At 46.5% G+C, this 11,380-nt stretch carries 13 protein-coding genes; 9 read left to right on the plus strand and 4 right to left on the minus strand.

From position 1 onward, the window contains the following. The 8 genes from GX348_00450 to GX348_00485 all read left to right on the plus strand — a co-directional run. Positions 1–489 (plus strand): ABC transporter substrate-binding protein (locus GX348_00450; protein ID NLP40668.1); only part of this gene is annotated, 489 nt, incomplete at its 5' end. Continuing rightward, on the plus strand, positions 486–1,502 hold the full coding sequence (locus tag GX348_00455; GenBank protein NLP40669.1) for an iron ABC transporter permease: 1,017 nt from the start codon (positions 486–488) through the stop codon (positions 1,500–1,502). The genes GX348_00450 and GX348_00455, both read left to right, overlap by 4 nt. After that, positions 1,502–2,272, plus strand: coding sequence for an ABC transporter ATP-binding protein (locus GX348_00460; GenBank protein NLP40670.1), 771 nt, complete (start codon positions 1,502–1,504; stop codon positions 2,270–2,272). The genes GX348_00455 and GX348_00460 overlap by 1 nt, the downstream gene beginning before the upstream one ends. A gap of 31 nt (positions 2,273–2,303) precedes the next feature. Next, positions 2,304–4,130, plus strand: a complete 1,827-nt coding sequence (locus GX348_00465) for a TonB-dependent receptor (protein ID NLP40671.1) — start codon at positions 2,304–2,306, stop codon at positions 4,128–4,130. Between the two features lie 15 nt (positions 4,131–4,145). Continuing rightward, a complete protein-coding gene (locus tag GX348_00470; GenBank protein ID NLP40672.1) occupies positions 4,146–5,129 on the plus strand; it encodes an adenosylcobinamide amidohydrolase in 984 nt (327 codons plus the stop codon). 1 nt (position 5,130) lies between these two features. Next, on the plus strand, positions 5,131–5,754 hold the full coding sequence (locus GX348_00475) for a MotA/TolQ/ExbB proton channel family protein (protein NLP40673.1): 624 nt from the start codon (positions 5,131–5,133) through the stop codon (positions 5,752–5,754). After that, on the plus strand, positions 5,751–6,161 hold the full coding sequence (locus tag GX348_00480) for a biopolymer transporter ExbD (protein ID NLP40674.1): 411 nt from the start codon (positions 5,751–5,753) through the stop codon (positions 6,159–6,161). The genes GX348_00475 and GX348_00480 overlap by 4 nt, the downstream gene beginning before the upstream one ends. Positions 6,162–6,163: 2 nt before the next feature. Further along, a complete protein-coding gene (locus GX348_00485; GenBank protein NLP40675.1) occupies positions 6,164–6,832 on the plus strand; it encodes an energy transducer TonB in 669 nt (222 codons plus the stop codon). Between the two features lie 70 nt (positions 6,833–6,902). Here GX348_00485 and GX348_00490 read toward each other — a convergent pair whose 3' ends face one another. Both GX348_00490 and GX348_00495 read right to left on the minus strand, forming a co-directional pair. After that, entirely contained in the window at positions 6,903–7,268 is a 366-nt protein-coding gene (locus GX348_00490; protein NLP40676.1) for a lactoylglutathione lyase, read from the minus strand. Between the two features lie 52 nt (positions 7,269–7,320). Beyond that, a complete protein-coding gene (locus tag GX348_00495; GenBank protein NLP40677.1) occupies positions 7,321–7,776 on the minus strand; it encodes an acyl-CoA thioesterase in 456 nt (151 codons plus the stop codon). A gap of 201 nt (positions 7,777–7,977) precedes the next feature. Here GX348_00495 and GX348_00500 point away from each other — a divergent pair, with 201 nt between their 5' ends. Continuing rightward, entirely contained in the window at positions 7,978–9,078 is a 1,101-nt protein-coding gene (locus tag GX348_00500; GenBank protein NLP40678.1) for a hypothetical protein, read from the plus strand. 55 nt (positions 9,079–9,133) lie between these two features. Here the strand turns inward: GX348_00500 and nuoB are convergent, their stop codons facing one another. Both nuoB and GX348_00510 read right to left on the minus strand, forming a co-directional pair. Continuing rightward, positions 9,134–9,856 (minus strand): NADH-quinone oxidoreductase subunit NuoB, encoded by a 723-nt coding sequence (nuoB, locus tag GX348_00505; GenBank protein ID NLP40679.1) that lies wholly within the window; start codon positions 9,854–9,856, stop codon positions 9,134–9,136. A gap of 12 nt (positions 9,857–9,868) precedes the next feature. Next, positions 9,869–11,380 carry an NADH-quinone oxidoreductase subunit F gene (locus GX348_00510; GenBank protein NLP40680.1) on the minus strand — a complete coding sequence of 504 codons (1,512 nt, stop codon included), beginning with the start codon at positions 11,378–11,380 and terminating at the stop codon, positions 9,869–9,871.

Raw genomic sequence — 11,380 nt, forward strand, 5'->3', positions numbered from 1 at the left:
GCCATTGATATTATCAGCAAGGCTATTGGTGAAGAAGAACGCGGTGCCGCTTTACATACTTCTTTGGCCCGCCAGCTTAACGAAGTACAGCGCCTCATTACTCAGGCACCTCCCAAACGCATGTTTTTGGAAGTATGGGATAAACCGCTTTTAACGGTTGGCAGGGACTCCTTTATCAACGATATTATCATTCGCGCCGGCGGCATTAATGTGGCAGCCGGCAAAAACGTTGATTACCTGTCCTGTGACATAGAAACACTATATTTTTATAATCCCGAAATTTATGTCGTCCTTAGTCACTATCGAAATGATACTCGCTCTTTGATAATAAGACCTGAGCTGTCAGATATTATGGCCGTTAAAAACGGCGAGGTTTACCAGATTGCCGACGATTTACTGGCCAGGCCGGGGCCCCGCAGTTTTATCGGCTTGGTAGAGCTGGCAAAAATTCTTCATCCTGCAGCAATGAAAGATTGGGAGAATAAATGAGACAACTAACACACAAAAAATTAATCCTTGTCAGTATCTCTGCACTTTTTCTGGCAGTTATCGCCCTTGGAATGCTCACCATCGGCACTGCCAATGTTCCCTTTAACACAGTAGCTCATGTTATGGCTAAACAACTGTTAGGTCTGGATAATATTGATATTTCCTCTACCCAACAAACAATTGTCTGGAATATCCGCTGGCAGCGCATCGCTCTGGCAATGATTGTCGGCAGCGGCTTGGCAGTATCGGGGGCCTGCTTTCAGACTATGTTTAAAAATCCATTGGCCGACCCCTTTGTTTTGGGTGTTTCATCCGGTGCGGCCCTGGGGGCAGCAGTAGCTATTATTACCCACTCACCTAATATGACGATTGTTTTTGCCTTCAGCGGTGCTATGCTCAGTCTGTCGCTGGTATACCTTTTAGGTCTGAAAGGCATGCATATTCAATCTGATCAGCAGCTGCTGCTGGCTGGGATTGCCTGCGGCGCCATGCTGAATGCCATGTTAAGCTGCCTGATGGCTTTAAACTCTCAGCAAATGCAGACAATTATGTTCTGGCTGATGGGCAGTCTTTCAAATTATAGTTCAAGCCTCAAACCGGTACTCGCAATTGTCGTCTGCGGCCTGATAATTGCTATGATTTATGCGCGTGATTTAGATGTAATGGCCCTTGGCGATGAAGATGCCCAGTTTCTCGGGGTTGATGTCAAAAAAGTAAAGTTCACTTTGCTTATATCAACCACCTTAGTGACAGGGGCCTGTGTCTCGGTGAGCGGTATTATCGGCTTTATCGGTCTGATAGTACCGCATCTCGTCCGCAAATTGGCCGGACCGGAGCATTTGCTCCTCCTCCCGCTTAGCGCAATTTTCGGCGCAGCCTTTCTTCTTTTAGCCGATGGCTTAACCCGCCTCCTCCCATTAATGTCAGGCATTCCGGTCGGAGTAGTCACCGCGCTGTTTGGCAGCCCATTTTTCTTGTATGTGCTGTGTACCTTGCGAAGGGGGTCACATTGATGGACATTCTGCAAATACAAGCCCTAGATGTGGGCTATAGTTCCAATACGGTACTGCGAAATATCAACCTAACCGTCAAGGCAGGAGAATTTGTCAGCGTAGCCGCCCCAAACGGCACCGGCAAATCCACCCTGTTAAAAACAATTGCCGGATTATTGCCGCCGCTTAACGGATCAATTTTGCTCAACGGCCAAACGGTGGCAGATTACAGCCGCCGCGAGCTGGCTAAACAAATCGCTGTCGTAAGCTCGGATGTTGCCGCACCGGATTACACAGCCTACCAGATGGTCTTGATGGGGCGGTTTCCTCATGTCTCACGCTTCGCCGGCTTAACAGACCAAGACCATTTTGTTGTCCGGACTTCAATGAAAGATGTGGATATTTGGAAAAAACAAGCATGCCGGTGCAGTGAGTTAAGTCAAGGTGAACGGCAAAAAGTCATTATTGCCCGCGCCCTGGCCCAACAACCTAAACTATTATTACTTGACGAACCTACCGCTCATCTTGACATCTGCAACCAGTACAGCATTCTCCACCTCATAAAAAAATTGGCTCTGCAAAAAGACATCGCGGTTATCGCCGTTATTCACGATATTAATTTGGCAATTCAATTCAGCACTCATCTTTTATTATTAAAAAACGGCCGGTTGTTGTCATATGGCCGACCGGCGGAAGTCATAACTGCTGAAACATTAAACCAGCTCTACGATATGGATTTCGCCTTATATCATGAGGCAGCAGCCACATATGTAAGACCAAACCTATTTTGATAAAAAAGGTTTAAATATAGGGGGGTAAATTTTGAGAAACAGAAACTTAACCAAAAAAATTGCCGCAGCCTTGGCAGCCGGTACTTTATTGTGTACAACCCAAGCCTGGGCCAGTGAAGACTCAATTTTTCAACTTGATCAAATAACCGTTACGGCCGACCGTATCGTCCAAACGGTAGGTACTACTCCGGCCAACACCACGGTAATAAGCGGCGCCGATTTACAGAACAAAGGCGCCCATACACTGGCTGATGCCTTACAGGGTGTCACCGGGGTCACCATTCGCAATTATGGCGGTACCGGTCAAAAAGCCATTCCCTATATGTTAGGAACTGACCGGGTTGTCGTGCTAATCGACGGTAAACGGATGAATCTGCCGCAAGGTATCGGGACCGGCAGCGGTGGTGTAGACTTAAATACTTTCATACTTGGTGATAACATTGACCGCATCGAGGTTGTTCACGGCGGTGCGTCTGTCCTATATGGCGCCGACGCAGTCGGCGGAGTAATCAATATCATTACCAAAAAAGGTGATACCTCGACCAAAACGACGACAAGCATAGCCGGCGGCAATGACGGTGCCCGATACTATGCTTTGACAACCGGCGGCCAAGAAAAAAATACGCGTTGGTATTTTTCCGGTATACAGGACTCAAATGACGGGCAACGTGCCAATAGCAATTACAAAGGGAAAAATGCCTCGTTTAGGATTGACCATGACTTAACTGCACAAGAAAACCTCACTTTTACATATGACTATTATGACAGTCATGCCGGAATTCCCGGCTCCCTAACATACCCGTCTCTAACCGATTTTCAGGACATTCTGCGGCGCAATTGGAGTGCTGGCTATACCAAACAGCATCAAGACGGCACTCGTACTTTCCGCTATTATAATAACGATCAAGTGTATTCCGGCGAGAACTATGGCTACTTCCGACATCACAATACTGTGAAAGCGCTTGAGTATCAGGATAGTACCAGCCTCGACCAAGACAACCTGATTACCTGGGGCGGCGAATGGCGCAAGGATGAAGTAACAAGCACTGCCGAAGGCAACATTTTGCGCAAAGGCATTACCAAAGCACTGTTTATCCAAGACAAGTACAGCCTAAATCCTGCGGCAACGTTAACAGTGGGACTGCGGCGGGATGATAACAGTATTTATGGCGCACACTGGCTGCCCAAAGCTGCTTATCTATATCAAGCAAGTCCTACCACCAGCTATTTTGCTAATTGGGGCAAAGTCTTCAAAGCTCCTAAATTTGACGATTTATACGGTGATGACGGCTGGGGCAATACCGGTAATCCTGATCTAAAACCGGAGACCGGCTGGACGGCTGAGGTTGGAGTAAAAACAAAATTAACACCTAATCACGAAGCTATCTTGTCACTATTTAAGCGCAATCTTAATAATGCGATTGACTGGGAGTATATTGGCAGCGGCAAGTATAGACCGAACAATATTGATAACTATCGGGCAACCGGTGTAAACGTCAGCCTGACAAGCAAGCTGAATGCTATTACAACTACCGAAATCGGCTATACCTATCTCGACAGTCATGACCAAAACAATAAAGACCTTGGCGATCCCCGCCATAGCTTTAACATTGGCATCAACATCCATGACGGCAAACTATCACAAACTGTTAACGGCATATATCAAGCTAAAAGCGGTTCGTCCGGCGCGAAAGTCGACGGCCGGTTTATCGTAAACACCAATACAAATTATTCGATTGATAAGGATACTTCTTTATTCTTAACGATTAACAACTTGTTTGATAAGAACTATCAAAGCGTATACGATTACCCGGCAAACGGCCGGACTATTCTGCTGGGTGTTAAGCAGTCATTGTAAAGAAAGAGGTCTGCCATGGAAAACCAGTTTCTCAAGAGCGGCGGGGCGTTAAAGGTTGATGACCAGTTTATTATCTGTACCTTCCCGTCTCCCCGTTTGGTTTTAAGCACTTCCTTGTACAACGGCGGTTATCTAATGGCCGATGCCGTATTCAATCATCGCTTAAGTATGTTTGTAAACAGTGAACATGACCTGCCTGGCGGCAGTATGGAAAATTACCTGGAAATCATGGCCAAGGAGCGCGGCTTAAACGGTGAGCGCTCCACCGGCCTATTGACAAGCGCCCGGATGAATTGCCGCGCTTATAGCATTTCAACCTTCAATGACCTGATTGTCGAGGTTGTGGCCACAGCTGGAGTAGATAAAAATGCCGCGCGGGCCGGTGATGCGGGCTGTTATTTTGAAAACAACGGCAACTATCAGCCAATTGGCGGCACAATCAACATTCTGGCTTTTACAAATATTAAAATGCCATATGGTTCAATGGCCAAAGCCCTTCTCAGCATTACCGAAGCTAAAACTGCTGCCTTGCAGGAGTTGGCTATTGCCAGCCCTTTAACCCAAAAGCCGGCTACCGGCACCGGTACTGACGGCGTCATCCTTGTCTGCAATCAGGACTCGCCGTTAATTTGCCGGGATACGGGAACACAATCAAAGTTAGGCGAGCTCTTTTGTACTGCTGTTAAAACGGCCGTTAAGCAGTCATTGGCTTTAGAATGTGATATTTCTTCAGCTAGCCAAGGTGCATTGCCCCAACGCCTATGCCGGTCGGATCTGTTTACATCCCTAACCCCGGAACAAATAGCAGCATCGAAAAACAGCAAAATATTACTGGCAGCCAGCCAATCGATTTGGCAGGAATACTGTTGGGGCCTGTTGGACGCAAGCGATGTATGCCACTTTATCCAAATGATGAAGGCTGAATCCAATCAGCCCTGCGGAACAATGATAGCAGCTGAACTACAAAGAAAAATAAGTAATACTGCAAGGAGTAGGTAATATGAGTTTTGAGCAAAGTGTTTTTTTATTTAGTAAAGGCGGGGCTATGATGTACCCCATCTTTATCGCCTCGGTCATCACCTTAGCGATTGGCGTTGAGCGGCTCGTTGTTTACCGGCGGGCCAGCAAAGATATTATGCTGCTGTGGCAGCAAGTTAAACAGTATTTGGTAAATAATCAACCTCAGCAGGCATTAGCACTATGTGAGGCCAGCACAAACGCAGCAGCTCCTATTTTGTATAAGGCAGCAAGCTGTATTTCCAAGCAACGCAGCGAAGGTATCCGTGATGCTATGGAGGGTGAAGCGGCAGCGCAAATCTCCAAGCTCCGCTTGCGCCTGTCATATTTATCTACCATTATTACCTTAGCCCCCTTGCTGGGACTGCTGGGAACGGTACTGGGAATGATCAAAACCTTTAATGTTCTGTCCTTGTCTTCAGGCCAACCTAGCATAATAACGGGCGGTGTCGGTGAAGCCCTTATTGCAACAGCCGCCGGATTATGCGTAGCTATTATCGCCGCATTATTTCACAGCTACTTTTCTGAACGTCTGGAAGATATTATTACCAGCCTTGAGATTATAACCAATAACTTTCTTGAAGTTCTGGAGTTGATAAATCGATGAAACTATCAGCTTACCGGCAAAAACCGCAGCCCCAAATTATGATCATACCGATGATCGATATAATTTTTTTCTTATTGGTCTTTTATATGATGAGCACGCTATATATGTCTGAACAACGAAATCTCCATGTCCAGCTGCCGCAAGCCCAGCATGCAGCAGTGCAAAAGGTTGAGAATACTGTCATAACCATATCAGAAAACGATGAAATTTATATAAACGAGGAAAAGATAGGTCTGGATAACTTAGTAAATCGCCTTAGACAGTATCCTGATATTAAGCAAATAAAAATTACCGTAAATGCTGATAAGAATGCCCGCCATGGTACTGTTATTCAAGTTCTTGATAAATTGCAGGAAGCCGGGGCCGGCAAAGTCAGTTTTGGTACGTCAGCTGCCGGGAGACAGTAACCATGAAGCTAACTTTGTGGCATAAAGCGATGATTTTCTCGTTAGTTCTAAATATAAGTGTCTTTGGAATAACAGGCGTCTGGTCGCAATTTGCTGCACAACAGCAACAGCCGCTTACTGAAATTATTGTTGACTTATCAATACCGATGGATGAAACTGCTCAGCAAAGCAACGGACTCTTTTCACCTGACAATATTGAGCCCTCTGAATTTGAACCGGCTGAAACGAACCCGTTATCAGCAGCTGAAAGTCTCACTTCTGCTTCTTCGGCTGTTATTCAGTCACAGCAAGAATTTCCCAGTACTTCTGGCAATGCCAATATGACCGAGGCGCCAACTTCAGCAGCAGCTCCAACCAAATCAAGTGCTCCGCAGGCTGGCAGTATGGGAATTACTCCGCCTAAATTACTCAAACGGATACAGCCGGTGTATCCTGAAATTGCCCGCAGAAATGGTGCATCGGGTACTGTTAAGGTCAAGGCGCTTATCTTGAAAGACGGGTCAGTAGGTGACTGCTCTGTTATCGCGTCCTCGGGATATCCGGAACTTGATGAAGCTGCTCTAAACGCAGTGCAAGCAGGGCAGTTTTCACCGGCGATTGACCGGGCAACTAGGCAGCCGATTAAATCCTATGTGGCATTATCTGTTTCCTTTTCATTAAACAAGCGATAAAGTGGGCCTTGCTTAGGAGTATTTTTATAATATATATGCAAAAGACTTGGCAGCCGCCAAGTCTTTTATTCTACCGTTTTTCGGGCACAATCTCCAGCCAATACCCGTCTGGGTCAGAAATGAAGTAGATGCCCATCTCTTTATTTTCGTAACAGATACAGCCCATTTTTTTATGGTATTCATAGGCTTTGTCAAAATCGCTGGTAGTAAAGGCTAAGTGAATCTCGTTTTCGCCAAGGTTATATGGTTCTTTCCGGTCCTTTAGCCAGGTAAGTTCAAGCTTATGCGGCGTTGTGCCGTCACCTAGATAGACTAAGGTAAAGCCCGGTTTTTCAACCCGGCGCGTTTCTACAAGATTGAGGGCTTCTTTATAAAAAGCCATACTTTTTTCTAAATCCAGTACATTTAAATTATTATGCGCAAACTTAAAATCCATCATAATGCCTCCTTATTTTATATGTAAGGCAATACACTTGCCAAAAGCCATTCTATATCCGGTAATACCTGGGCACAAAGCATTTTTTCTCGCGGTTTTTATTGGCCTCATAACGTTTTTGACCTTCTTCAAACTCGATGTGCTCTTCCTCATTATCTAAATGCAATGGAGGTACCCGCATGGGATGGCCGCCGGCATTAAGGGCAACCATTGTGAAATAGGCTGTCAGTGCACAAATTCTTGAAGATTCTTTATACAAGTCTTCAACTTCCACAACTACGGCAACTTCCATCGAAGAATTGCCTACAAAAGTCAAATAGGCGTGGCAAATAACAAGATTGCCCACCATAATCGGGTGATGAAAAGTCAGTTCATCCACTCGCGCTGTTACAACATTAGCTCTGGCATGACGATGAGCAACAACATAAGCAGCGTTATCCATAAGCTTCATAATTTCGCCACCATGAACATTACCCGCGACATTGGCTTGGTGCGGCAGCATAACCATTGACATTACTACGGCTGATTCCTGAACATGTTTTCCTTCCACTCAAACGCCCCTCCCAAATATAAAAATTCTCTCCTTATCTTACCATATTTCTTGAAACCTATTCCATTCTTTTATCCACTCAAACAGCCAAATAATACTTGGAATTGTAATTACTTTATCGGAAATACTAACAAAAACTGCAACAAGGGAGAGATGGGGATGAAATATAATAATCACCGCAAGCCTTTTAGGAAAAACTATAAACGCGTTGTTGCCGCAATGGCGGGTGCCGCGGTGATTTCCTCAGCCATGCTTCCCGGACTACCGGCAGCTCAAGCCAAAACTCAGGAAGTACAGAGCGCCGCGCCTCAAACAGTCGATAAAACTACTGAAGGACGTTCAAGCGCTCACTCCCCGCTGTATGCGGCCCGCCAGTATGCCAAAACCCATGGCTATGATATCAGCCGCCAGAATTTGTCACTGCAATGGAGCAGTAATTATGATGCCTCGGTACTGCTCCGTCAGGACAACGGCAGTACTTATCGTATAAAGCTAGTAAAAAACAAAGACAACACTTGGCGAGTTGTCAGCATGAATAAGGTTGACCAACAAGTTAATAATATGCGCGATCCAGTTGATGTCGTAAAAGATAATGCAGCGGTGTTTGGCTTTGATGCCCGCCATGACCGCTTTACCCTATTATCACTGGTCGGTTCCAAAGCAATCGTCCAAGTCCGCTCGAACGGTCAAACATTCAAGGTTGACTTAGTTAAAAAAGGAGCAGGCTGGGATATAACTACCATTCGTGGCATCGGCGATATGAATCACCCGGCCACCTATATTCCAGCATCTTCTTTCCTTTATAAAACAGCAGGGACTATCTCACCAGCCCAAAATATCCTCTACCGGACAAACATCTATGAAAACTGGAAATGGAATGAAACAGTGTATCCCAAGGATATGACGTTCGGCATTGTTCTGGAAAATCCAGAGCTGGCTAAAGCAACCATTCCTGAAGATATTCGCAAGCAAATAGCTAATGTACATTATAATACTAGATTTGTTGTGTTTGCCCATCTTGGGAGTATTGCACCCCGCGGCTATGGCATCGGCATTGAAAAAATTACCCAAACCGGCAATGTCATCACTGTCAATGTTCATACTAAGAGTCCTAACAACGCCGCCGACCTGCCGCCAACCAAGTATAGCGATTATATCGCCGTCGACCGTGCGGTTCTGCAGAATACTAACCGAATCCATATTGCCTTTATTGACCAAAATGGGACCATCCTAAACAACTATACCATTGCCGTAAAATGACATCCTGATTTTAAAATTAACAAAGCCGCTCTTGAGCCAAGAGCGGCTTTGTTAATTACAGTCTGTCAACAGCCAATAGCAGTCCATGAATAAGGGCCTGCGGCCTTGGCGGACAGCCCGGTATATAGACATCAACGGGTACCAGGGCATCTGCACCACCGCGGATGGCATAGCTTTTACCGAACGTCTGGCCGCCAGCTGCGCAGCTGCCGACAGCTACTACCAGTTTGGGATTAGGGGTAGCTTTATAGGTTTCCAACAGAGCCTTAGTAAGATTGCGCGTTACCATGCCGGTGACCATCAGCAGGTCGGCATGGCGAGGCGAAGCCACGAAATTAATCCCGTATTGCGATAAATCGTACAATGGATTGCCTAGCGCAACCATCTCCCAATCACAGGCATTGCAAGATCCAACATCGACATGGCGAATGGCCAGCGACCGCCCGAGAATTCGGGTTATTTTTTTGCTCAAGGCAGTGCCCAATTGCTCAACCTCAGCTTTATGAGCTAATTTATAGTCGGCTGTATGATAGATTGCACCGGTCTCGCAAAACTGCTGACAGCGCCCGCAAAAAATACACTTATCAGAATCAACGAACGGTAATCCATCCGCTTCGTCAATAGCACCGGCCGGACAAACTTTGGCGCATATGCCGCACTTCCGGCAACTTTCGGCCTTGACAGTTACCCCGCCTCTAAACCTGGCCGGAGTATTACCTTTATCCCACTTCTCGGTAACAATTCCTGTCTGCACTATCTTACGCAATGTTTCAAGCATAATATTTCCTCCCTATCGGTCTGTGCACGCATAGCAAAGTTCAAAACTTTTATTTATCAAGGGGAAATCTGGAATGATATTGCCCGGTACAGCAACCGTCAAAGACGGCCAATTTGCGTATGATGCCGACCGCACAAACAGGCGGTAAACGGTATTATCCTTTCCAGTCATTAACCAGTGAATATTACTACCCCGCGCCGACTCGCTCCAACCAAGCGCAGTCTTATGCGGCGGCAGTTCAGGGATGACTGTTGTTAGGGGGCCGCCTTTTGGCGGCCTGCTGCTTAATACTTGACGGATAATACTAATCGTCTGCGTAACTTCATCGACCCGTACCCATAACCGGGCGGCAACATCGCCGCTAGCCTGGATCGGCACTTTAAAATCAAGTTCGCTATATAGACTATAGGGAAAATCCCGCCGCACATCGGCATCCACTCCCGAAGCGCGGGCGGCTACGCCGACAACGGCCAGGTCAACGGCTGCCTGCCGCGGTAAAATTCCAGTAGTGTTAATCCGGTCCAGAAACGCACCACTTTGTTTTAAGATACTGACTAATTCTTTGAAGTCAGCCTCTACTAACCGCAGGGTGCTTTGGATTTTGGCGGCCATATCATCGGTAATATCCATATTTACCCCGCCCAATGTTACCATACCGCGTAAGAATCTGTTGCCTGTAAGGATTTCGTTCAGCCGCACAAGCATTTCTTTTATCCGGCTGCCATGACTTATACCCACCGCAAATCCTACGCCAGCGCATAAATTACCGATATCGCCGATATGGTTATATAACCGTTCCAATTCAGCCATCAGAACGCGTATATGCTCAGCCCGCTCGGGAATAGTCACCTTGGCGATGCTCTCCACCGCTTGAGCAAAGGCTAGAGCGTGCGAAACCGTACAGACACCGCAAATACGCTCTGCCTGATAAAAGGCAGTCTCAATGGGCAGTCCTTCGACAGCTTTCTCGATACCCCGGTGAGTGTAGAATAACTTGGCCTCGAGGTTGATAATATTTTCCCCCGCCTGACTAAACCGAAAATGCCCCGGTTCAATAATCCCGGCATGAATGGGACCAACAGGAACTTCAAATACACCTTCACCCTTTACTTCAGGAATGGCATATTCCTTGTGCGCTTCGTCCACAACAAGACTTTGGTCAAAGTCCTTACGCAGTGGATATAGCTCTGCTGGCCAGTTTTCGTGCAGCACCAGCGGCCTCAAATCAGGGTGACCGATCGGTATCAGACCGAACAGATCGTGTATCTCCCGTTCGAACCAAGCCGCGGCTGGAGTTACGGGCACCAGCGAAGGAAATTCAAACGGTTCGGCGTTGAGTAATGTCTTTAGGCATAAATGCTTCCCCGAACTTTTATCAGCAAAAATGCAGTATATGGCCATGCCTCCGTTTAAAGTCCGCTCATCATTAGCAAACATGGCTGTCAATCTGCTTTGTCCGGTCTTTAACAAATTCTCGGCCATCCCCCGCAGTTTAGCACTCTCTATTTCGATATAGCTGATCAT

Source organism: Veillonellaceae bacterium (assembly GCA_012523975.1).
Classification (GTDB): Bacteria; Bacillota; Negativicutes; order JAAYSF01; family JAAYSF01; genus JAAYSF01.